This window comes from Psychrobacter sp. (assembly GCF_030454045.1).
Lineage (GTDB): Bacteria > Pseudomonadota > Gammaproteobacteria > Pseudomonadales > Moraxellaceae > Psychrobacter.
This window is the reverse complement of record NZ_JAKDJE010000001.1, coordinates 75,672-99,284: the sequence shown is the minus strand read 5'-3', so window position 1 is coordinate 99,284 and position 23,613 is coordinate 75,672. Positions and strand designations below refer to the sequence as shown.

Sequence of the window (23,613 nt, the reverse complement as noted above, 5' to 3'; positions counted from 1 at the left end):
CTTCATCGTTAAAAATAAGCGCTTAGAATGACTAAACTTATTATTTTTAACATCGAATCGCCTAAAAAATAGTCGCTGTTAGTGCCATGGTCGAATGTTCAACACGCCCTATTCAAAGGTGTTCAACTGCTGCTTACCTTGTAGCGGCGTATTGTCCCATTGTGCAATGGCTTGCTTGAGCATATTGGCTGGTGTGTCGATATCGACCTTTGGTTGCTGGAGTAGCTCTAATCCATGAGCGATGAGACGGCTTGGGTCAGAGGTGTCAATTGGCTGCGCTAGATTTTGCTTAGAGAGCTTTTGACCGTCAGCATTATTGATTAATGGTAAATGATACCATTGGTCGATCGTTGGTAGATTGGCAGCCTGCATAATACCAATTTGAGCAGTGGTCATTGGCAAAATATCCAAACCGCGCATGACGTGGGTGACTCTTTGTAGGCCATCATCAATGCAGGCGGCTAGTATATAGTTGATCATGCCGTCTTGACGACGAGCCACCATATCTCCCAAGCTCTGTTGTGGATTATCCCATTGCAGCCCTTGAATGCCGTCATAAAAGCCAATCCGATAATCTGGGAGCTGTATACGTAGTTTGTACTGCTGTTTATCAAGTTCAGAGGCAACACAGCGTCGCGGATAGCGTTGCCTGTTTGGCTGCGTTTGGTCTGCTTGCGGAGCTGGGCTTACATCATCGTGAGGATTGCTTAGGGCCTTTTGCGCCCAATATTGCTCCAAATCTTTGCGGGAGCACTGGCAGCCGTAGGTCAATGGGCGTAACGATGAAGACAAGTACTCGTTATAAATATCGGTACGCTCAGACTGATAAATGACGTCCCCATCCCAGTGCAACCCAAGCACCTCTAGATCCATCAAAATCTGCTCAGTGAACTGTGTATCACAGCGCTCTGTGTCCGTATCTTCAATACGTAGCAACCACTGACCATCGAGTGATTTGATATGGCAGAAACTTGCCAGTGCCGTGGTAAAAGAACCAAGGTGCAACTCGCCCGTTGGTGATGGTGCAAACCGGCCTATTGGCTGCGACGATGGGTTTTTATTTGGCTGGTGTGTATGAGTATTTTTCAAAATAAAAAGCTATTGATAACAAGGATAGAGATAGCATAATAAAAATGTGCTTTAAAAGATATTTATTAAATGGGATTGTTTTGTTAGCGATGCCCACACGTTGCCAATGACCGGCTTGATAGCGGAGCAGGGTAGTAGCGAGACAAACATGCGATGATCTAAAATGCAAAAAGCGACCAATTTTATGGTCGCTTTTATTGATGTTTGTTTTGGCTATCTCTGATTTAAGCGCCTTGGTTTTGGCGCTCTTTAATTTCAGACAAGGTCTTACAGTCGATACATTGTGTTGCGGTTGGACGTGCTTCTAGACGGCGCAAACCGATTTCTACGCCACAAGTTTCACAGAATCCATAGTCATCATTTTCGATTTCCAATATGGATTTGTCGATTTTGCGGATAAGTTTACGTTCACGGTCACGTGTGCGTAAAGCAAGGGCAAACTCTTCTTCTTGAGTGGCACGATCATTGATGTCAGGCATGGCGCTTGACTCATCTTGGATGTAGTTTTTAGTACGATCTGCTTCACCAATCAGTTGGTTTTTCCATTCCAATAAAATTGACTTAAAATGCTCTAACTGCGCATCAGACATGTACTCTTCATCTTTGGCTGGCACATAAGGAGTGAACTTGACTTCACTTGGATTCGTGGTCACGGTGCTCATATGGGTATCCTACTTTTTCAAATTGATTCAATAAAACGACGTATCAAAAGACAAGACGTTATTCATTTTGCAAACGCTATAATTTGTCCCTTTATCAAACGTTTTACCACTTGGTAACACAAGTAACACAGCTGATCAAATAATATCGTTGTTTTGGCATGTCAGCATCGGCCCACTTTAGGTGGGCTGTTGTACAAATCTTTAATTCAACAGTCATGCTCAAATCATCTGGCAAATGATAGACAATGAACGCTTAAGGTGTCATTCATCAGCCATCCTAGCTGTTGTTTTCCTGCCTAATGTTAGATATTCGACTGCCTTTATTTTATTTTATAAGTTGTATCATTGTTTTTCATAATAATGAAGTTATTTTTTATTTTGCCCTCATGCTTTGTCTATATATTACTCAGTTTTGCTTCAACCAATAAGCGCTCAAGTCACAGAACACATGGGCTATCACGACTGCCCACATCAATAAATGCGGGCATTAAGTATCCAGTCTTTCAACCCAGCTTGCAACCTTTCCATTGTTGGCTAATTGCAACCAGCGGTAACCAGGTAAAGCCTCTTCATCATAGGCAAAATCGTGCGAGTAAGGCTTGAACTGATAGCAAGTAGATGGCGTGCTATATACAGTGACCCCTTGACGATAACGAACTTGCTCTTGGTGGATATGACCGCTAATAATCACCTGCAGATGTTCAAAGGGCACCATACGATCCCAAAAAATGTCAGCGTTCTGCGCCATATGGATGTCAATCCAGTCAGAATCTACTGGAATGATATGATGATGTAGAGCAATGAGCGCAGGTTTGTCACAAGCAGCCAATCTCTTACATAACCATTCAATATCTGCGGTGGTAATCTCACCTGCCACCGCCCCCATAATGGAAGAATCCAGTAAAAGTAGTTGCCAGTGATCACTCTCAATAACATGCCGGCTGAGCAAGCGGGAGTCGGCAGGACGAGCGATCAGCTCTCGCTGAAAAAATGGTAAATCTTTGCCATCCTCATCTGTCACGTCATGGTTGCCAGCGATACAAGCAAAAGGAGTTTGCGTGGCCTGTAATACAGCAAAAATATGATCATAAGTGGCCGGTTTGACTTTACTGACGAGGTCTCCTGTGACAATAATCAAGTCGCAGCGAATATTTTCATTCAGCGCTTGCTGTAGGACGGTCTCAAAACTGCGCTGACAATCGCCAGCGTCACAGGTGTTATTGCTGTCAGTATCGATAGGCGTGGATAAATGCAAATCAGTGATCTGCAAAATATTTATCTGTTCATCGGGCGTGCTGATCTTGCTGACAGGATAGTTCGGCATTGGCTCAGTCCCTTATCGAATCAAAACAATGGTCATTGTGAGAACGAGTATGGATAAATGATCTACGATGTTGAGTGATGTATTGGTCTATTATCACTGTCATGAACATCTATTCATGACAATTTATGTAGTGAACTTGTATGAACAACAGTAAAGAAAGTTTATAACATAAAGCGAATAAAAGCTCTAGGGCATGTCTTCAATTGGATAAGGCATAAATAATAGTTACAATACCGCATCTATTGAGACGATGCGAGAAATACAAGTTATGGCAAGAACAGCACTAACAGATACGCTTTGGGATCAATTGCAATCAACAATGACACAGCATGGCTGCTATCACACTCAAAACAGTCGAGAGGTCATGGAAGCCATACTGTGGAAACTACGCACAGGTGCGCCTTGGCGTGACATACCTAAAGAGTTGTGTTCTTGGAAAACAGCCTATAGTCGTTTCAACCGCTGGTCGAAAACTGGCTTATGGGCGGATTTTTTTTTAGCTTACGCAAAGAAATTGATACGGAATGGGTATTCACAGACGGAAGCTATGTTCGCTGTCACCAGCATGCAAGTGGAGCTCGGCGTGGTGAAGATAGAGCAATTGGACGAAGCCGTGGCGGCGCAACTACAAAGATACACCTATCCTGTGATGCCGATGGATATCCGCTCAATTTTAAAATCACTGGGGGTGACGTCCACGACAGTCAAGTTGCAGGTGAATTGATTGACATGATTGGACAAGCTGATTACTTTATCGCTGATAAGGGCTATGATTCCCAAGCGATTAGGGATAAAGCTTACATGCATGACATGATCCCTATAATCCCTAAAAGAAGCAATGCTAAAGCGCCTAATCCAGAGTTTGATAGCTATTTGTACAAGCTGCGTCATCTTGTTGAAAATATGTTTGCAAGGCTTAAGCACTTTCGTAGTATCGCTACTCGCTATGAGAAGTTAGCTCGTAATTTTAAGTCAATGCTCTATCTGGCGTGTACTATCGTTCATTGTAAGATGAATTGAAGACACGCCCTAGTAATATGGGTGAAATAAAGTTGAAAAAAGTGCAGCCCAAGTAGGTTCACGACTTCACCCTCAGCACGCTGCTACTGGTCTGTGGAACGAGATTTTGTCTTGGATAACTTGGATAATACCAAGGCTGTAAAAAATAATATGGCCAAAATCAATACAATAGAGAGACCCGTTTGGATGTCCAGCCAAATGCTGCCCCATACACCAAGCGTTACCCCAAGCTGAGCAATAACAAATGCAATAATCACCATTTGTTTTGGAGAAGATGACCACAGCCGCGCTGTCAATGCAGGTAATACCAGTAGTCCACTGATCAGTAAACTACCAACAGCTTGTAGGGCGATGGCACAAAACCCTGCCAGCACACCCATAAAAAACAATCGTTGGCGGGTTGGGTTAATACCTTGAATACGTGCCAATGCTTCATGAGTGGCAAGCTTTATTTGAGCAGGCCAAATATACAAAAGCAGACCCAGTCCTGCCATTACGCTACCAGCAAGTAATGGCAAATCTGCCCAATCGAGATCAAGCAAGTTACCAAATAAAAACCCGAGCACGTTGGCTTGCTGATCGGTTAATTGGGTCAACGCCAGTAAACCCAAACACAGCAGAGACACCGAAACGACCGCCAATACCGCATCAACTGGTAAGCGCTCATCATCTATGACCACCAGTCCCAATACAACCATGGCACTGACCAACGCAACGCCAATACCCATGGGCAGTTGCCACCATACAGCCAAAGCGACACCCAGTAGGGTGCCGTGCGCCAAAGCATCAGCAAAAAAGGCCATGCGACGCCATAAGACTAAGCAACCCAAAGGGGCTGACAATAGCGCTAAAATACTGCCAGCTATCCAAGCAGGTGCAATGATGGCTAACCAACCTATCATAAGAAGTGTCCATAAATTTTTGTAGGAGAAGCTAACGCTCTGTTTATTGGTTGATAATGCGAGCGCTGATGCGTTTCAACTTGATTGTTTGATGATGGTGCTTATAGCTCGCTTGGTGCATGATGCTCGCAGGCATGCGGCTGATGAACATACGGTTGTTCATAGTGATGACCAAACAGCTTTTGAAACTCAGTACTGATAGCAAGCTCACTGGGTTGCCCTTCACAGCAAATGTGTTTGTTTAAGCAAATAACCCGTCGACTGCCTTTCATTACCCAATGTAGATCATGTGATACCACTAGCATGGCACAGCGCAAAAAATCCGGCAATTCATCAATAAACTGATACAGCCAAACCTCAGTATCAGGATCAAGTCCTTGCATAGGCTCATCTAAAATAAGTAAATTTGGCTTATCTAATAAAGCTCTTGCCAATAACACTCGCTGCGTCTCGCCCCCCGATAAATGCAGCATTTGGCGCGATAATAGATGCGTTAAAGACAAATTGTCAAAAATAAACTGTCGCTGATCAGTGGTAAGACGTTTCTTATTTGCTTGCCCCAACAAGTCGCAAACTCGCAGCGGTAAGATAGGTGGAACCGCAAAGCGCTGCGGCACATAGCCAAGCTGCAAGGGCTGGTGTGCGGTGATGCGGCCTTCAGTTGCCTCAATCAAGCCCAATATAAGCTTGACCAACGTTGATTTGCCAGCACCATTGGGACCGATAAGACTGACAGTCTCATTAATATCAATATCGATATCGATATGAGAGAGCAGGCGCTGATGTCCGATATGGTAGCTGACATCATTTAAGCTCAAAAGTTTGTCAGTAGGTGACTGACTGCGGGATGCGGGGGAGAGGCTCATAGGATGACAACGAATAGGTGGATAAATGATAAGAATAAACAATCAATGACAGCGATGTATTTTTCAAACAGTCATAAGATAAATAAGGCTCACTGGCACACTTGGCAGCGACCACTAAGCTCAATAACGCTGCGCTCAACCGTAAAACCGACATCTTGCTCAGCGAAACTCATCATCTCTTGCACCGGTAAGCTGCTACATTCTTGCACTCGCTGGCACTGATCACAGATCAAAAATGCTGCTGTATGCTGCGCCCTAGGATGACAGCAGGGAACATACGCATTGATAGAGGTCAGTTGATGAATTAATCCTTCACTCAATAAAAACTCTAAGCTGCGATAAACCGTTGGCGGCGCAACATTTTTTGGCGCTCGTTTTTTGGTTGATGGTTTGTCTGGCACATCAAAGGCTTTTAGCGACTCGCTATCCCCTATATCAGATAGACGCATTTGCTGTAATTGCGTGATTAGGTCATAAGCGCCGACTGGCTGATCAGACTCTAAAACCAGTTGATATATCTGCTGGCGCAAGGGGGTAAAGCGTGCCCCGCTAAGACGACAATGTTCTTTTGCTGCGGCTAAACGCTCGATAACGTCATGCGGAGTCAGATCTTGCACATCATGCAAATGGTCGCAGTTTGATGAAGTAATAGACATGGTACAAGCTCCCAAAAATAACATGGTAATCGCATGACATTTTTTATGATAGCGTTTTTTATTGTTATAGTATAACATAATAAAGCTAAAATCATAAATATGGAATCAAATCAATTGTCTCAAGCGAGCTACATGCTCGCCGTTTTGTATAGATATTCTCTGATCAACCTCTAAGAGAAGAGACATGAACCAAGAAACATGAGTTAAGAGACCATAGATCCTATTTTTGCCCCTTATCACACGATGAATTCACCATTAATTAAAGAGCTTGCCATGAATGCTATTTTTTCTTACTCCCAACGCTCATTCAGTATTTTACAGCGCCTACTGATTACAGGACTGGTCTTTTTGGGCTCATACTCAATCAGTGCACAGGCCGCCACGGTCAGTGTCAGCAACTATCCGCTGTTTTTGTTAAGTGAAGCTGTGACCGAAGGCGCGCCTTCAGCCAACAGATTGCTGCAAGCTGGAGAAGTGGGTCACCATGGCAGCGTCAGTCCTAGCGATATCAAGGCCATTCAGGACAGTAAATTTGTGGTGTGGTTTGGGGATAAACTAGAAAACAACTTAGCCTCCAATCTAAAAGACGCCCCAAATGCCATTGCTTTATTTGACTTTGACGCATTTAATCGTCATCCATTACGTGATGTAAAAGGCAAAGATATTGAAGGGACATTGGATCCGCATATATGGTCCGATCCTGAAAACGCCAAAGCCATTACGCGTGCGCTTGCTGTGATTCATAGTCATGCCAATCCACAATATAAAGACCTCTACCAGGCTAATGCAAAAAAATTCGCTCAAAAACTGGACAACGAAGTCGCAGCGTTTCAGCAAAAATCTGTCCAAACCAATCACATGAAGCCTTATTGGGCATACCACGATGCCTACCAATATATTGAAGACAGCTTGAATTTAACCCTCATCGGTAGTCTGAGTCCTGATCATCATCTGGCGCCAAAGGCGAGTCAATTACGCTGGCTTAATGAGCAACGTCCGAACAAACAGATGTGTTTAGTCAGTCCAAGTCAGCCAGCCAAAGGTCTATTGGCTAAATTGCAGCCAATCAAAACCACCGTGCAAGCTGAAGACATGAGCAGTAGTGATGATTTTATCAGCGGTTGGAAAAGTATGGCTCAACAGATTTATCAGTGTATCTCATAAATCGCTCAACGTACTGTCTTGCTCTTTGGAGAGAAAGCTTACAAAGAGCAAGACGATTAAATTTTTAGGGGCTTATAGAGCACCAGATATCTTGCTGGTATGAAAAAATGCGTTAGGTGACTGATAAAAGTCATATTTTACTTGCTTAATAGTAGATGTCTCCTTATAATAAGTGGCGTTTTATTTTGGTTTAAAGGTAATGCCTGTAGAGTAAGTCATTCACGGATAAAAGTGTCGCAAGTATGCTATATTATCCCAATGCTGAAAGGCTATAGGAATATCGATGACCAAGCCTGCCAAACGCACGCAAAAAGATAAGATTGGCATCTATATCAAACGGCAAGCATGGATACTATTTGTCCTTATTATTGCTGCTTGGGTTATAGACACAATGTGGTTAGGTAGTCAGCTTACTGTAGCAAAGAGTGCCGCTATTGGTGCGCTGCTCAGTTTCACGACTCAAGTTGTCTTTGCTTTTTTTATCTTTTGGCACACTGGATATCGCGCGCGCCAACATATCGTTACCCAGCTATATCGAGGTCAGATGGCCAAATGGCTATTAACCGTGTTTGGCTTCGCACTAATTTTTATTACCGTACAACCCCTATCTGCGCCTGCGCTGTTTATCGGTTTTATGGTAATGCAAATTAGTCACAGTTGGATGTTGTGGCATATACGCTAGTACTAATAAATAATCGCTATATAGATAATTTATTCATAGTACTGGCAAGTCACCCTGCCGTCCAACTTCTTTATGACTAGTTCAGAAATTCAAAGTACAGAACTGTCTCATGACAGCACCATTGATTATAAAAATCGAAGTATGAGCCTTTATATGAGGCGCAGTATGCAACGACACAATGATAGGGTAGAGTCAATTTAGCTACTAATATCATTGATGATTAAATTTTTAAAGTTTAGTTATGGACGACTAACTATATTAGTGGCCGTTATTGTCAGCTAACTTATTCATACATTGGATAATAAAATCATAATTGACTTTACACGAATACTACGCTGCATTAATATAGGCAGCTAAATATTTTGTTTATAAGCGCTACACTAAGCGTTAGTCGTGAAGAAACGGCTAATAAACAAGCACATATATAATAATTTTGCGTATACATGCAAGGGCTATTACTGAGTTATCATAAGCCCTTTTTTGATAGCTAAAATTTATGTAACGCTGTCAAATACGGCATGAGTAATAGAACTATGGGTTGGATGTTGTTGGTTACATGGGCGCTTTAGTATGACTTATTTGTTTGCTGAATTGCAGGACAAATAGAGATATTAGGCCCCATCAGATGACAACCATATTTTTGGTAGTTGATTAAATCGTTGATTAATAAGAAGCTTACATTATGGCATCCGAGCAAACATCATCAGAATATATCTCTCACCACTTAACGAATTGGACGTACGGTTATCTGCCGGGCGAGGGCTGGAAAGTCGCTCATACTGCTGAAGAAGCAGCGCAAATGGGCTTTAACGCTATCCATCTTGATTCTATGCTATGGTCAGTGGGTCTGGGTATTTTATTTTGTACCATCTTTTGGATGGTTGCCAAAAAAGTCACCTCAGACGTGCCAAGCAAGACGCAAGCTGCGGTTGAGATGATCGTTGAGTTTGTTGATAACAACGTTCGTGATTCTTATAGTGGTACCTCAAAATTGATCGCGCCATTGGCGTTGACTATTTTTGTTTGGATCTTCTTGATGAACTTGATGGATTTGATCCCTGTTGATTTTATTCCAGGTTTAGCTGGCCAAGTTGGCGCTGCTATGGGTCATGATCCCCATCATGTTTTCTTCAAGATTGTTCCAACAACTGATCCTAATATCACGCTTGGCATGTCATTCTCTGTCTTTGCGTTGATTATTTTTTATAGCATTAAAGAAAAAGGGTTGGGCGGCTTTATTGGTGAGTTAACACTACACCCATTTAGTGCCAAAAACCCAATCGTACAAGCGATTTTGATCCCCATCAACTTCATCCTAGAAGCAGTTACTCTGATAGCCAAACCTGTATCACTTGGTTTGCGTCTGTTCGGTAACATGTATGCTGGGGAATTGATTTTCATACTGATTGCTCTAATGCCGTTTTGGATTCAATGGGCGTTATCGGTACCGTGGGCTATCTTCCACATCTTAGTTATTACACTTCAAGCGTTCGTATTCATGATGCTGACGATAGTTTATATGTCGCTTGCATCATCAACTGAACATTAATTAGACATTCAATAGGTAAATGAGGATACATCAATGGATCCAGTATTAGGTGGTTACACAGTTATCGCAGTAGCACTACTTATCGGTCTTGGCGCACTTGGCACAGGTATTGGTTTTGCTATTCTAGGTGGTAAATTCTTAGAAGGCGTTGCTCGTCAACCAGAGCTTGGCTCACAGTTGCAAACTCGTATGTTCATCGTAGCAGGTCTTTTGGATGCTATTCCGATGATCGGTGTTGGTATTGCTATGCTATTGTTGTTCGCTAACCCTCTAGCAGGTTAATCCGAAAGCTCAGTTGTACATGTTTGGTGCTCGAGGATTTTCTATCAAATATAGTCAGGATTTGACTGCCAAACATGATCAATGAAACTGATTTTTCATTAACAAAGAGGTGATCACGTGAATATCAATTTTACCCTCGTCGGTCAAGCCATTGCTTTTGCAATATTTGTGGTTTTTTGCATGAAATTCGTGTGGCCACCACTTATCGGTGCCATCAATGAGCGTCAGCGCAAAATCGCTGAAGGTTTGAATGCCGCAGAAAAAGCAAAAGCAGATTTGGCAACCGCGGAGCAAAATGTCCAGCAGGAACTTGATCTTGCAAAGACCAAGGCCGCTGCCCTAATCGAGCAAGCAAACAAGAGTGCCAATCAGCTCGTCGAAGATGCAAAATCACAAGCCCAAGCGGAAGGTGAGCGCATTCGTCAACAAGCGCAAGCGTCTATCGACCAAGAAATCAATCAAGCGCGTGAATCATTACGTGCCCAAGTTGCTGAACTGGCTGTACTTGGTGCAGAGAAGATTTTGCAAGACAAAGTCGATGTGCAAAAACATGCCAGTATGTTAGACCAACTGGCGGCGAAGCTGTAATTGTGAGGATATAATGGCTGACTTATCAACCTTAGCACGACCGTACGCTAAAGCCGCGTTTGACTATGCCAACGAAAACGGCGCTGTACACGAGTGGGAAGATTTCTTACTTGTCGCTAGCACTGTTGTCAATGACAAGTCGTTCAGTACTTGGCTGGACAATCCAGCTGTTTCTGCTGAGCATAAGTCAGCTGCTTTGGTCGATCTTTATGACTCACAAGTAGCCGGTGATAGCGACTCTGCTTTTAAACAGCTACTGGGCGAGAGCAAAGATTCTCGCTACGGCAACAGTATTAGCTACCCTAAAGTATCACCCCAGCTCAATAATTTTGTTAAGCAGTTGGCGCAACAAGAGCGTCTGGCGCTGCTTCCTGAAGTTTATGAGCATTATCGCCGTCACAAGGCAATAAGCTTAAAGCAGCTTGACGCATATGTGACTTCTGCCTACCCATTGACTGATGAACAGCGTCAAATGCTGCAAACGCGTCTTGCTACATCACTAAATGCAAGCATAGTCATTCATGAATCAGTGGATCCAAGTTTATTGGCAGGCGCTACAATCAAAGTCGGTGACAAAATCATTGATGATTCGATGCGCGGCAAGTTACAACAGTTAAAAACACAGCTAACTGCCTAATGCCATTTATCGACGCAGTCATATAGTGTCTGCGTGACAGTAAGAGCATTTGAGTCAGTGGGCGGGTTATCATAAATTAAAGGAAACAAGGCAATGCAACAATTGAATCCAGCGGAAATCAGTAACCTGATTAAGCAGCGTATTCAAGACCTTGATGCGGGTGCAACTGCAAAGAATGAAGGCACGATTGTCAAAGTATCTGACGGTATCGTGCAGATTCATGGTCTTGAAGATGCCATGTACGGCGAAATGATTGAGTTTGAAGGTGAAGTCTACGGAATGGCGCTTAACTTAGAGCGTGATTCTGTTGGTGCAGTAGTACTAGGTGACTTCCTAAAATTACAAGAAGGTCAAAAAGCCTATTGTACTGGTCGCATTCTTGAAGTACCCGTAGGTCCTGAGCTGCTAGGCCGTGTTGTTGACGCTTTGGGTAATCCTATTGATGGCAAAGGTCCTATCGATGCCAAGATGACTGACAAAGTTGAAAAGATCGCCCCTGGTGTTATCGATCGTCAGTCAGTAGATCAACCAGTCATGACTGGTTATAAAGCCGTTGATACTATGATCCCAATCGGTCGTGGTCAGCGTGAGCTTATCATTGGTGACCGTCAGACTGGTAAAACAGCAATGGCTATCGATGCGATCATCGCTCAGAAATCATCTGGTATTAAGTGTGTGTACGTCGCAGTCGGTCAGAAACGCTCTACTATTGCCAACGTCGTACGTAAGCTTGAGCAAACCGGTGCGCTAGAATATACCACCGTTGTAGTCGCTTCGGCATCAGAGCCAGCAGCACTACAGTACCTTGCACCATACTCAGGCTGTACGATGGGTGAGTACTTCCGTGACCGCGGTGAAGATGCACTGATTGTATTTGATGATTTATCAAAGCAAGCCGTTGCTTATCGTCAGATTTCACTATTGCTACGTCGTCCGCCAGGTCGTGAAGCCTATCCTGGTGATGTATTCTATTTACACTCACGTTTACTTGAGCGTGCATCACGCGTAAACGCGGATTACGTAGAAAAGTTCACTAACGGTGAAGTGAAAGGTAAAACCGGTTCTTTGACCGCACTACCAATCATCGAAACACAAGCAGGTGACGTATCTGCATTCGTACCAACCAACGTCATTTCGATCACTGATGGTCAGATATTCCTAGAGTCTAGCTTATTCGCTTCAGGTATCCGTCCAGCAGTCAACGCTGGTATCTCGGTATCTCGCGTCGGTGGTTCTGCTCAGACTAAGATCATCAAAAAGCTATCTGGTGGTATTCGTACTGCTCTAGCTCAGTATCGTGAACTAGCAGCATTTGCTCAGTTTGCCTCAGATCTTGATGACGCAACTCGCGAACAGCTTGATCATGGTGAGCGTGTGACTGAATTGATGAAGCAAAAGCAGTATCAGCCAATGTCAATCTCTGAGCAAGCAGCGGTTATCTATGCATCAAACGAAGGCTTTTTAGCTGACGTACCAGTCGAAAAGATTGGTTCTTTTGAAGAAGCCTACTTGCGTTATATGCATGATGAACAAAGTGAATTGATGCGTGAGATTGATGACACTGCGAACTACAATGATGATATCGCAGGTCGTTTAAAGTCAGCGTTAGAGACCTTTAAACAAAATCACAGTTATTAATTTAATGGGTTAAGCCGAAGTGGTTATGACTGTCGTTTGAAAAGTGGTGCGTTGTCTGACTAGATATTGGCGCCACTGTCTTAACCATGATCGGTATTAGATCGCGTAATGCCACAAGATATAAAATATTATTCTATAAAAGTGATGTTGTATATCAAATGATTGTTGCATGCGCCAATGCTTTTTAACCCTCTTATATTGGAATCATTATGGCAAGCTTAAAAGAGATACGTGCCAAAGTCACCAGTATTAAAAGCACCCAAAAAATTACTCGTGCCATGCAAATGGTAGCAGCGAGTAAGATGCGCCGTGCTCAAGAGCGCATGGAAGTGGGTCGCCCGTATGCTGATAGTATGCGCCGGGTTATTTCACATTTGGTGCATGCCTCATCAGACTACAAACATCCGTATATGGTATCGCGTCCAGTCAATAAGGTTGGCTATATTGTCATCACCTCTGACCGTGGCCTAGCGGGTGGTTTGAATATTAACTTATTCAAAGCTTTAACTAAAAGTATCCAAGATTATCAAGATCAGTCAGTACAAGCTGAGTTTGCAGTCATCGGTGCCAAAGGTGTCAGCTTCTTCAAAAACTTTGGTGGTAATGTTACATCGGCTGTGACCGATTATGGTGACAAACCAACGTTTGAGCAATTAAATGCACCGGTTCAAGCCATGCTTGAGGACTACAGTAACGGTAAACTTGACCGTATTTATGTCGCCTACAACCGATTCGTCAATGCGATGACTCAGAAGCCAACGGTTAATCAGTTGGTGCCTCTACCAGAGCAGTCATTTGATGATGAAGACAGTGGTCTACAGACAGAACTTAGCTGGGATTATATCTACGAGCCTGACATCAAGACGTTGATTGATGAATTGCTTGGTCGCTATATCGAGTCGATTGTTTATCAAGCGGTAATGGAAAACATTGCCTCTGAGCAGTCTTCACGTATGGTCGCGATGAAAGCGGCAACAGATAATGCTGGTGACCTTATTAACGATTTACAGTTGGTTTATAACAAGCTGCGTCAAGCGGCGATTACCCGAGAAATCTCGGAAATCGTTGGCGGTGCTGCTGCTGTTTCATAATTGACTACACCTATATATAGAAGTTCAAGGAGAACGCAATGAGTAGCGGTCGTATTGTACAGATTATTGGCGCGGTTCTTGACGTTGAGTTCAACCGTAATGAAGTTCCTCAAATTTTTGATGCCTTACAAGTAGATGGTACCGAAACCACCCTAGAAGTACAGCAACAACTAGGTGATGGTATCGTACGTACTATTGCAATGGGTTCAACCGAAGGTTTAAAGCGTAACCTACCTGTTACTAATACTGGTGCACCGATTTCTGTGCCTGTTGGTACTGGTACGCTAGGTCGCATCATGGATGTTCTTGGTCGTCCTATCGATGAAGAAGGTCCTGTTACTGCTGACGATAAATGGTCTATCCACCGTGAAGCACCAAGTTATGCTGAACAATCAAACAGCACTGAGCTACTAGAGACGGGTATCAAAGTTATTGATCTACTTTGCCCGTTTGCTAAAGGTGGTAAAGTTGGTCTGTTCGGTGGTGCTGGTGTTGGTAAAACCGTTAACATGATGGAGTTGATCAACAACATCGCTCTAAAACATGAAGGTTTATCAGTATTTGCTGGTGTTGGTGAGCGTACTCGTGAGGGTAACGATTTCTATCATGAAATGCAGGAAGCTGGCGTTGTAAACACTGAAGACTTTAGTAAGTCTAAAGTAGCAATGGTATATGGCCAGATGAATGAGCCACCAGGTAACCGTTTACGCGTTGCACTGTCTGGTTTGACCATGGCTGAGTACTTCCGTGATACCAAAGATCCTGTTACTGGTAAAGGTCGTGATGTACTGTTGTTTGTTGATAACATCTACCGCTATACACTAGCGGGTACAGAAGTATCAGCACTACTTGGCCGTATGCCGTCAGCGGTTGGTTATCAGCCAACACTCGCTGAAGAGATGGGCTTACTACAAGAACGTATTACGTCAACACAGTCAGGTTCGATTACTTCAGTTCAGGCGGTATACGTACCTGCGGATGATTTGACCGATCCATCACCTGCTACAACGTTTGCTCACTTGGATGCAACGGTCGTACTAAGCCGTGATATCGCATCACAGGGTATCTACCCTGCGGTTGATCCACTCGATTCGACGTCGCGTCAGCTAGACCCACAAGTGATCGGTGAAGAGCATTACAACGTTGCTCGTGGTGTTCAGGAAGTATTGCAGCGTTATAAAGAGCTTAAAGACATCATTGCTATCTTGGGTATGGATGAGCTATCAGAAGAAGATAAATTGGTTGTTTATCGCGCTCGTAAGATTCAGCGCTTCTTGTCTCAGCCATTCCACGTCGCTGAAGTCTTTACGGGTGCACCTGGTAAATACGTACCACTACGCGATACCATTGCTAGCTTTAAAGCAATCATCGCAGGTGAGTATGATGACCTGCCAGAACAAGCATTCTATATGGCTGGTAGCATCGATGAAGTTGTTGCCAAAGCTGAAAAAATGAAGTCTTCTGCAGCGTAAGTTGTATGAGCATGAGTTAATGAGTAGGTATAATATAAATTTTATATCTACTCTTTAGTAACGCATCGCAGTGTTTACTGTTTTTTGATTGCGCTTTGATGGTAAGGAGTTAAGTATGGCAACGTTACAATGTCGCGTCGTAAGTGCTCGTGAAGAGTTGTATTCAGGCGAAATTAGCATGTTAATAGCTACTGGTACCGAAGGCGAGATTGGTGTATTGCCAGGTCACACACCGCTGATTACTTTGCTAAAACCGGGTGCAATGCGAGTGCAAAAAGCAAACGGTGAAGAAGAAGTCATTTATGTTTCAGGTGGTGTACTAGAAGTACAACCAAAAATGGTAACTGTATTGGCTGATACCGCTATGCGTGCGCACAATCTTGACGAAAGTAAAATCGTTGAAGCACGCAAAAAAGCAGAGCAAATGCTGGTCAATCAGTCTGATACACTACAAACCAATGCAGCTTTAGCGTCGCTTGCAGAGTCGGTTGGACAATTACAAACTATTCGCAAGTACAAAAACCGCGCGTAAAGCAGAGTTGTGGTTAGATATTTTTAGCTTGGATCCTCAAGCAACAATAAGACAGTCCTTTATGGACTGTTTTTTTGTGCTTATGGGTTTTTTATTGTCAGTCTTTTTTAAGCTAAATTCACTAAATTTAAATAGATGAATCCATCATTCATTCATGTCTTCTTTAAAATATAACCACTCATCCATTGTCACATAAAATAATATGAGAATTTGTCCAAAAGTGACTGGCGACCATTGTAATATGTCGTTATATTAGACAATGAAACATTGTAAATAGGGAGTGATGATTGAGCGCATGTAAGCGTAATGTATCACTCATTTTGACAATTTATATGTATTTAGGCAGTGATTGGAAAATCAGAATAAAACGGTTAGCCAGTAGAGGCTAAATCGCTTTATTCTTGGACGTAAACTAAAGTTTTATTAGGTATAGTTTATAGGTTTTGTTAACGGCCATCAGCTATAGTATGGGAAGCGATAGGTTTAATAGTATACTGTGCTGCTAAGTTGGTAACAGCTATACGAACATCAATTGTGCCACTTTATGGTGCTATTAATTTTACCGCTCTTACTTTTACTGCTTTTAAACTAGATGTATTAGAGGATATAACAATGACAACGACTGAAGAAGACAACACCCCCCGAATCTTGATTGTTGAAGATGATGAGCGCCTGGCCATGCTGACTCAAGATTACTTGGTAAAGAATGGTTTAGAAGTGGCAATTGAAACTGATGGTAACCGTGCTATTCGCCGCATCGTCAATGAGCAGCCAGATATGGTCGTACTTGATGTCATGCTTCCTGGTAGCGATGGATTAACGGTTTGCCGTGAAGTGCGTCCACACTATCAAAACCCAATTTTAATGTTGACCGCGCGTACTGAAGATATGGATCAAGTACTGGGTCTTGAGATGGGTGCAGATGACTATGTCACTAAGCCCGCTCAGCCTCGTGTATTACTTGCTCGTATTCGTGCACTATTACGCCGTTCAGAAAATGCACCATCAGAAGATGTGCCACAGCGTCTAGAGTTTGGCGAACTGGTTATTGATAATGGCGGTCGTTCAGTCCATCTAGGCGATGAATTGGTTGACTTCACCAGTGCTGAGTACGATTTATTGTGGTTGCTTGCGTCTAACGCTGGTCGTATTTTGTCTCGTGAAGATATTTTTGAGCGTCTACGCGGTATTGAATATGATGGACAAGATCGCTCAATTGATGTGCGTATCTCACGTATTCGTCCGAAAATCGGTGATGATCCAGAGAACCCAAAACGTATCAAAACAGTACGTAGTAAAGGCTACCTGTTTGTGAAAGAGGGTAACTAGGTCGAACTGATTCATATAATCACGAAATATTGAGAATCACTTCACAAAAAAAACCAGCCATTATGCTGGTTTTTTTGTGGCTAAATTTTAATTTTTAAACTTAAATGCGGTGTTATGTGGTTTAATTAAGCAATTATTATAGACGCTGATTAAATACATAAACTATGTGTACGTTTTTTTGGCATATAGTGGTATATGAACTTGAGTATATTATTTGGCGTTTAATCATTCTATTCTACAGAGCTTGATATTAGTAATATAGCAGTGCTCATAGGCTATAAGATATCAGCAGCTTCTATTCATTAAGTTGGTCACGGCACGTATGTCATTAGTTTCTTCTTTAAAACACAGTATTTTCGTTCGTATCTATGCTGGACTACTCATCGTTTGTTTGTGTGTGGCACTGTTTGCGCAGTTATTGATGGGTACTATCAATAAGGAGCGTGTACAGTCCTATCGTGAAAACATGGCAATGGGCGCTTTTCATCTAGTGAGTGAGGGTATCTCTCACCAAGATAGTGAAGAAGAGCGTGAATATTGGCTGTCTGATGCAAGTAGTTTGTTCGGGGCAAATTTTAAAATCATACCCATCGATGACATAGATTTTACCGCAAGCGAGCTGAGACGTTTTGAAAATGACAATACCGTTGTGCGTTATGTCGAACAGCCTGTGTATGCAGATGTCTATTACCGACTACCAGACAATGAAAATGTCTTAACAGCGCGAATATCGGAAGTCACGGAGCAGCAAGTCAGAGCAATTGCTGTCTTCTTGCTGGATGACTTGTCTTATGAAGTCACCTTGTCTGATAAACGAGCACGCTTGGCTGAACTTGAGGAGAAGTTTTCTTTTCCGTTGGCGTTTGTACCAGTCAATACGCTTGATTTAGATACAGATCAGATGTCACGTTTACGCCGTGATGAAGTCGTCATCTCTTTGCAGGATACCAATAGCAGTACGAGTAACTCCTCTATCAGAGTGGTAGTGCCTTCTGAGATTAATGATATGGCCATTTTGATAGGGCCTGTGCCGCTGTTCAACTGGTTTCCGCTGAATTTGATTATTAGCATGATCCTTATTAGTATGTTCTTAATCAGTTTGGGCGTTTATGCGCTTATTTTCCCGCTTGAGCGTAAGCTACAGCTGATTCAGGTGGGTGTTAATGAGGTGAGTAAAGGCAACCTTGATATCCAAGTACAGGTCATTGGACAAGACGAAATTGCCCGTTTGTCAGCGACTTTTAATGCCATGACCTCACATATCAAGCGTTTGATTGAGTCGCAGCGAGAGCTTACGCGCGCTGTATCTCATGAGCTTCGTACACCAGTGGCACGTATTCGATTTGCCGTAGACATGTTGGCTGATACTGATGATGAAGACTCACGTTTTATGCAGCGTGACTATATTGATGAAGATATTGAGTCGCTAAATGGGTTGATTGATGAGATTTTGACCTATGCCAAGCTAGAAGAAGGCTCACCGAAGCTCGACTTGGAGCCTGTGAATCTCAGAGAGCTGCTTGAGCAAATCGAACGTGAAACCAATGCGTTAGGTAAGCCGATTAAGATAGTCACCAACTTGCCAAATGCAAAGGTGACCGCAATTGCCGATCGTCGCTATTTGCACCGCGTGATTCAGAACTTGGCAGGCAATGCCCTACGTTATGCTGAAACCACGATTATCATTAGTGCGGGCGTTAAGAAAAAGAATGCATTTGTGAGCGTGGAGGATGACGGGCATGGTATCCCTGAGGCGGATCGTGAAAAAGTGTTTATACCGTTCTCACGCTTAGATGATAGCCGAACACGAGCCTCAGGTGGCTATGGTCTAGGGTTGTCGATTGTTTCGCGTATTGCCTTTTGGTTCAATGGAAGTATGAAAGTAGATGAGAGTCATTCACTAGGAGGCGCTAGGTTTGTGATGACATGGCCTATCAAGCCGCTGACACAGATTTTGGCTGCCGATGAATTGACGCAAGAAAAAAGTGAGCGTGATTTTGATGCTAACTAGCCATGACGAGTTATGATACTCAAAGCGTAATAGTTAATGTCACTTGATGGTAGCTACGCTATTCAGGTGATGTATCTATAGTGGCTGGCTCTGAGTGGGTTTAATAATATAGGAGAAAGGGGAATGCCGTATTTATTTGGTGGCTTAGTGCTATTAAATGCAGTTACACTGGGCTATTACTTATTTCTAAAGCAACCATCAACGACCGAGACATTGAAGGCTGCTAAAGAAGAAATCACTCAGCCATTGGCATTCACAAACAGTGCTGAATATATTCCCCCGATTATCGGTAGCAAAGATTGATTGCCGCGACGTTTGTTTGAGCCATAGATCTATGGCTCTTCTTTATCTTGTGTAACCTTTTCGACTGCAGCGTTGTCACCTGTATCGGCTGCTACAATGTGGTCTCCAGCCACCTTGGAGAGTAGGGGGAGGCGGACACATACTTGCAGCCCACCATCGGGGTGATTGATGGCTTCAACGGTACCATGATGTAGTCGTGCAATGCGGTCTACGATTGCCAGTCCTAGGCCACTACCTTGGGTAGTACGGGCAGTCTCGCCACGCTCAAACGGCTGCATGATACGCTCCAATTGATCCTCTGCCACACCGTCACCGCAGTCACGCACACAAATCATCAGTTGCTCTTGTGCTTCTTTATTGACAACGTTCTCACTGACGACATCGCTATCTTCTTCTTCAACCGTTTCTATAAATGTTGGTATCACCGTGGCTGATAGATAAATCGGCGGTTTGCCATAACGATTGGCGTTATTGATCAGGTTGATGATGAGACGCTTGATGGATAAGGGGCGTACAGGAATGACCTTGTGACACTCTGATTGATAAACGAACTTCATGGGTGCGAACTGCACCATGATCTCATTAAATATCGTGTCCAAATTGGTCAAGCTAACTGGCTCATCGGAGCCGTCTTTCATAAATGAGATGAACTGCTCCAAAATCGCATCCATATCCTCAATGTCGTAAATTAGCCCTTCACGAAAAAAATCATCTGGTAGCATCTCAGCAGTCAAACGCATACGAGTTAATGGTGTCCTCAGGTCATGTGAGATACCAGCGAGCATGATGGTTCGCTCTTTTTGGGCTTGATTTAATGTTGTAAATAGACGGTTGAAAGCCATATTTACTTGACGTATCTCGGTAGGGCCTTTTTGCGTTGGCAGTGTGGTCGCATGACCCAGACGAATATAGTTAGTCGCTGCACGTTGTAGATAACGTAAAGGGCGGTTCAATTGCCTAGCTAACAAAATAATCGTTAGCAGCGATAAGATAGGCAATCCAATCAAAAACAATATGAGCAATGTTGGGCTGTACTGCGAGTAATAAACTACTGGCTCACGAATCCAGAAACTGTCATCGCGGCTGTCTTGTACCCAAAGCTGCGGTGTTGGTTTGAACTTGAAATAAACTTCGACAGGTCGACCCAGCTGTGCACCAATCTCATACTGAAGTACATCAGTAAAGAAGCTCACAAATGCTTTGTCAGCCACCTCTGGAAAGTCACTGGGGTTGTTCACCACCACGACATGAGAATGTTGATACACCCATTGGCGGATATCAGGACGATATTGCCAGTCTTTATTTACACTATTGATTAATCGCAGCTCACTTGTCAAATAACGCGCATGGTTTTTGAGTTCTGGCAGATACAGACTGCGCCAAAAAAACAAAATCGACAAACTGACGCTGATCAGAACGATAAAGGCAACCATCAAGGTTGTCAGCCAAGTATTGGAATAAGAACGTGGCAGCCAACCTTTGCGACGGGGCTTTGGGTTTGGAGTAATCATATAAATCCAGCAGATTAAGAAAATGTCTGATTAAATTTGGTTTTGAGTTAAGCCGCAATTGTATTTTGGAGAAAGAGCGGGGTATTTCTAAACATGGCGGCTGAGAGTAGGGTGTGCCAGTCTACTTCAACACACCATAGAATAGCATAATCGATGAATCTTACTGTGACGCTATTCATTTAAGCAGTTTGTTATGTGCCTCTCCAATATTTTAATAATAACAAATCTAAAGCGCGGTATATTTTACTAACTGATTAAAATAGATCGTCCTTAATAATTGTATAAAACGCAAGGTTATACTAGATTATGTTTTACATAGACGGGTATTTAAGCTATTGTTAATAAATAATTAAATAAGCACAGTTTATGTTTTCAACAAATAAAGACTGTGATATAATTATGCCCTTTTTGGTATACCTGCGAAAGAGAGAATTCACATGGTTGTTATTCGTTTAGCACGGGGCGGTGCCAAGAAACGCCCATTTTATCAAGTAGTTGTTGCTGATCAACGCCGCGCGCGTGACGGTCGCTATATTGAAAACATCGGCTTTTTTAACCCACTCGCTAAAGAGTCTGAAGAAGCAGTACGCCTAAACATGGAAGCGTACAATGCGTGGATCGCAAAAGGTGCACAACCTTCAGATCGCGTTGCTTCATTAGCAAAAGCTTACAACAAGTCTGCAGCACAAACTGAAGCAACTGCTTAAGTTTCCGTTGTTATTGAGCCGCTCGTAGTCTTATTACAAGCTGATTCAGTAGACTTTAGAACACATAGCGTAACTGGTCTAACCAGGGTGCGCCATTAACTGTTTATCGCTTTTGACACAATTGCTTTTGTAATTGCTGTTTTAATCATTGTTAGGTTAGCTGCTATGTCATCCACTCCAAACGCTAGTGATCTCATGAAAATTGGTCAACTCAAGAAGCCTTATGGCATCAAAGGTTGGCTTTGGGTATTTAGTGATACGGATGATCGTACAGCAATATTTGATATGAAGCCGTGGTGGATGAAAACTGCCACTGGTATGAAACCTTTGACTGTAAAAGCGTGGCGTGAGCAAGGCACAGGACTTGTGGCTCAATTTGAGCAAATTCCTGATCGCAATGTTGCTGAAACCATGAACGGTGTGACCGTTTGGGTTGAACAAAACGTTTTGCCTGAAACAGCTGAAGACGAATATTATTGGTCGGATTTGGTCGGTATGCGCGTGACAAACGAGCAGAACGAGTATCTAGGCAATATCACTGAAATGTTTGAAACTGGTGCCCACGACATCATGCGCGTGGCAGCAAATTCAGACAGTTTGGACAATGAAGAGCGCTTAATTCCATGGCATAAGCAAACGGTGATAGAAGTCGATACGACTGAAAAAACCGTACTTGTGGCATGGCCAAGTGATTATTAATATTGCCTTTGGTGATATCGCTTCTGGCTTTTTAGTCAGAATTTATTAATAGTCACACCGATTGTTTTAGTCTCAATGCAAGTAGACATCAGATGTATTTTGCCGTTATTAGTATTTTTCCTGAGATGTTTGCCACGATTCGTGAGTTTGGAATCACGGGACGGGCAGTGACTCAAGAGCAAGTAACGATTGAATGCATTAATCCACGTGATTATACCACTGATAACTATCGCCGTATTGACGAGCGCCCCTATGGTGGCGGTCCTGGGATGGTGATGATGGCTGAGCCATTATCGAAAGCCATTGAGGATGCACGCTTGCGTGCCAGTCAGTATGGCTGCCGTGTCGATAGTGAGCACTGTCCGGTGATTTATATGTCACCGCAAGGGCAAACGCTTAGTGAGAGTAGCGTCGTCGGTATGACGGATTACGATGGCATGATTTTATTATGCGGTCGTTATGAAGGTATTGATGAGCGTCTGCTGTCACAGTACGTCGATATGGAAGTATCATTGGGCGATTATGTGTTGACTGGTGGTGAGCTACCAGCGATGGTGCTGATGGATAGTGTGATACGTCGTCTGCCCGATATCATGGGGGATGACAAGTCAGCAGAGCAAGACTCGTTTGTCGATGGCTTGCTTGATTGTCCACACTATACCAAGCCGCATGAGTTTGCGGGTATGGCGGTTCCTGAAGTGTTACTGTCAGGACACCATGCCAATATCGCCAAGTGGCGTTTTGCTCAGCAAGTCAGTCGTACGCAAGCGCGTCGTCCAGACTTATGGCAAGCGTTTATTCCAACGGCAGAGCAGGCAAAGTGGCTTAAAGCACTAGCAAAAGCAGATAAAAAGTAGAGTGTTAAAATCAAGCTTTATTGTCATTAAGCCTGATAAACA

The 23,613-nt window shown here is 43.2% G+C and carries 24 protein-coding genes; 17 read left to right on the top strand and 7 right to left on the bottom strand.

Going from position 1 to position 23,613, the window contains the following annotated elements; genetic code table 11:
• Nucleotides 1-108 precede the first annotated feature (108 nt).
• The 3 genes from gluQRS to L0G63_RS00445 form a co-directional block, all read right to left on the bottom strand.
• Entirely contained in the window at nt 109-1,089 is a 981-nt protein-coding gene (gluQRS, locus tag L0G63_RS00455; RefSeq protein ID WP_301448879.1) for a tRNA glutamyl-Q(34) synthetase GluQRS, read from the bottom strand.
• Nucleotides 1,090-1,313: 224 nt separating this feature from the next.
• Nucleotides 1,314-1,751 carry an RNA polymerase-binding protein DksA gene (gene dksA / locus L0G63_RS00450; RefSeq protein ID WP_301448878.1) on the bottom strand — a complete coding sequence of 146 codons (438 nt, stop codon included), beginning with the start codon at nt 1,749-1,751 and terminating at the stop codon, nt 1,314-1,316.
• A gap of 487 nt (nt 1,752-2,238) precedes the next feature.
• Complete coding sequence (locus L0G63_RS00445; protein WP_301448877.1) at nt 2,239-3,075, bottom strand: metallophosphoesterase; 837 nt, start codon at nt 3,073-3,075, stop codon at nt 2,239-2,241.
• 268 nt (nt 3,076-3,343) lie between these two features.
• On the opposite strand from L0G63_RS00445, the gene L0G63_RS00440 reads away from it, so the two are divergent.
• Nucleotides 3,344-4,095 (top strand): IS5 family transposase gene (locus L0G63_RS00440; RefSeq protein WP_301448876.1). Its coding sequence is split into 2 segments (ribosomal slippage): nt 3,344-3,551 and nt 3,551-4,095, totalling 753 coding nucleotides; the frame shifts between segments, so codons are not numbered across the junction.
• An 83-nt stretch (nt 4,096-4,178) separates the two neighbouring features.
• On the opposite strand, the gene L0G63_RS00435 is transcribed toward L0G63_RS00440, so the two are convergent.
• The 3 genes from L0G63_RS00435 to L0G63_RS00425 form a co-directional block, all read right to left on the bottom strand.
• Nucleotides 4,179-4,997, bottom strand: coding sequence for a metal ABC transporter permease (locus tag L0G63_RS00435; protein WP_301448875.1), 819 nt, complete (start codon nt 4,995-4,997; stop codon nt 4,179-4,181).
• A 101-nt stretch (nt 4,998-5,098) separates the two neighbouring features.
• Entirely contained in the window at nt 5,099-5,863 is a 765-nt protein-coding gene (locus tag L0G63_RS00430) for a metal ABC transporter ATP-binding protein (protein ID WP_301448874.1), read from the bottom strand.
• 89 nt (nt 5,864-5,952) lie between these two features.
• Nucleotides 5,953-6,519: a Fur family transcriptional regulator gene (locus L0G63_RS00425; protein WP_301448873.1), complete on the bottom strand. Its 567-nt coding sequence runs from the start codon at nt 6,517-6,519 to the stop codon at nt 5,953-5,955.
• A 273-nt stretch (nt 6,520-6,792) separates the two neighbouring features.
• Between L0G63_RS00425 and L0G63_RS00420 the strand changes: the two genes are divergently transcribed.
• The 13 genes from L0G63_RS00420 (at nt 6,793) to L0G63_RS00360 (ending at nt 19,797) form a co-directional block, all read left to right on the top strand.
• Nucleotides 6,793-7,683 (top strand): zinc ABC transporter substrate-binding protein, encoded by an 891-nt coding sequence (locus tag L0G63_RS00420; protein ID WP_301448872.1) that lies wholly within the window; start codon nt 6,793-6,795, stop codon nt 7,681-7,683.
• A gap of 283 nt (nt 7,684-7,966) precedes the next feature.
• Nucleotides 7,967-8,365, top strand: a complete 399-nt coding sequence (locus tag L0G63_RS00415) for an ATP synthase subunit I (protein WP_301448871.1) — start codon at nt 7,967-7,969, stop codon at nt 8,363-8,365.
• Nucleotides 8,366-9,047: 682 nt separating this feature from the next.
• The gene (gene atpB / locus L0G63_RS00410) at nt 9,048-9,914 is read left to right on the top strand and encodes a F0F1 ATP synthase subunit A (protein ID WP_301448870.1); all 867 of its coding nucleotides are present in this window, start codon (nt 9,048-9,050) and stop codon (nt 9,912-9,914) included.
• A 33-nt stretch (nt 9,915-9,947) separates the two neighbouring features.
• Complete coding sequence (atpE, locus tag L0G63_RS00405; protein ID WP_010197960.1) at nt 9,948-10,196, top strand: F0F1 ATP synthase subunit C; 249 nt, start codon at nt 9,948-9,950, stop codon at nt 10,194-10,196.
• Between the two features lie 117 nt (nt 10,197-10,313).
• The gene (locus L0G63_RS00400; protein ID WP_301448869.1) at nt 10,314-10,784 is read left to right on the top strand and encodes a F0F1 ATP synthase subunit B; all 471 of its coding nucleotides are present in this window, start codon (nt 10,314-10,316) and stop codon (nt 10,782-10,784) included.
• A gap of 13 nt (nt 10,785-10,797) precedes the next feature.
• A complete protein-coding gene (locus L0G63_RS00395; protein WP_301448868.1) occupies nt 10,798-11,421 on the top strand; it encodes a F0F1 ATP synthase subunit delta in 624 nt (207 codons plus the stop codon).
• A 93-nt stretch (nt 11,422-11,514) separates the two neighbouring features.
• Nucleotides 11,515-13,059 carry a F0F1 ATP synthase subunit alpha gene (gene atpA / locus L0G63_RS00390; protein ID WP_301448867.1) on the top strand — a complete coding sequence of 515 codons (1,545 nt, stop codon included), beginning with the start codon at nt 11,515-11,517 and terminating at the stop codon, nt 13,057-13,059.
• Nucleotides 13,060-13,268: 209 nt separating this feature from the next.
• Nucleotides 13,269-14,150: a F0F1 ATP synthase subunit gamma gene (gene atpG / locus L0G63_RS00385; RefSeq protein WP_301448866.1), complete on the top strand. Its 882-nt coding sequence runs from the start codon at nt 13,269-13,271 to the stop codon at nt 14,148-14,150.
• Between the two features lie 38 nt (nt 14,151-14,188).
• The gene (gene atpD, locus L0G63_RS00380; RefSeq protein ID WP_058023507.1) at nt 14,189-15,622 is read left to right on the top strand and encodes a F0F1 ATP synthase subunit beta; all 1,434 of its coding nucleotides are present in this window, start codon (nt 14,189-14,191) and stop codon (nt 15,620-15,622) included.
• A gap of 115 nt (nt 15,623-15,737) precedes the next feature.
• Entirely contained in the window at nt 15,738-16,154 is a 417-nt protein-coding gene (locus L0G63_RS00375) for a F0F1 ATP synthase subunit epsilon (RefSeq protein WP_058023508.1), read from the top strand.
• A gap of 612 nt (nt 16,155-16,766) precedes the next feature.
• The gene (locus tag L0G63_RS00370) at nt 16,767-17,483 is read left to right on the top strand and encodes a response regulator (RefSeq protein WP_301448865.1); all 717 of its coding nucleotides are present in this window, start codon (nt 16,767-16,769) and stop codon (nt 17,481-17,483) included.
• Between the two features lie 322 nt (nt 17,484-17,805).
• Nucleotides 17,806-19,494 carry an ATP-binding protein gene (locus tag L0G63_RS00365; protein ID WP_301448864.1) on the top strand — a complete coding sequence of 563 codons (1,689 nt, stop codon included), beginning with the start codon at nt 17,806-17,808 and terminating at the stop codon, nt 19,492-19,494.
• A 123-nt stretch (nt 19,495-19,617) separates the two neighbouring features.
• Entirely contained in the window at nt 19,618-19,797 is a 180-nt protein-coding gene (locus L0G63_RS00360) for a hypothetical protein (protein ID WP_301448863.1), read from the top strand.
• 29 nt (nt 19,798-19,826) lie between these two features.
• Here the strand turns inward: L0G63_RS00360 and L0G63_RS00355 are convergent, their stop codons facing one another.
• Nucleotides 19,827-21,308: an ATP-binding protein gene (locus L0G63_RS00355; protein ID WP_301448862.1), complete on the bottom strand. Its 1,482-nt coding sequence runs from the start codon at nt 21,306-21,308 to the stop codon at nt 19,827-19,829.
• Nucleotides 21,309-21,745: 437 nt separating this feature from the next.
• On the opposite strand from L0G63_RS00355, the gene rpsP reads away from it, so the two are divergent.
• The 3 genes from rpsP to trmD all read left to right on the top strand — a co-directional run bounded on the left by rpsP (nt 21,746) and on the right by trmD (nt 23,571).
• On the top strand, nt 21,746-22,015 hold the full coding sequence (rpsP, locus tag L0G63_RS00350; RefSeq protein ID WP_021812802.1) for a 30S ribosomal protein S16: 270 nt from the start codon (nt 21,746-21,748) through the stop codon (nt 22,013-22,015).
• Between the two features lie 165 nt (nt 22,016-22,180).
• Nucleotides 22,181-22,714 (top strand): ribosome maturation factor RimM, encoded by a 534-nt coding sequence (gene rimM / locus L0G63_RS00345; protein WP_301448861.1) that lies wholly within the window; start codon nt 22,181-22,183, stop codon nt 22,712-22,714.
• Nucleotides 22,715-22,806: 92 nt separating this feature from the next.
• Entirely contained in the window at nt 22,807-23,571 is a 765-nt protein-coding gene (gene trmD, locus L0G63_RS00340) for a tRNA (guanosine(37)-N1)-methyltransferase TrmD (RefSeq protein ID WP_058023514.1), read from the top strand.
• The last annotated feature ends 42 nt before the right edge of the window (nt 23,572-23,613 follow it).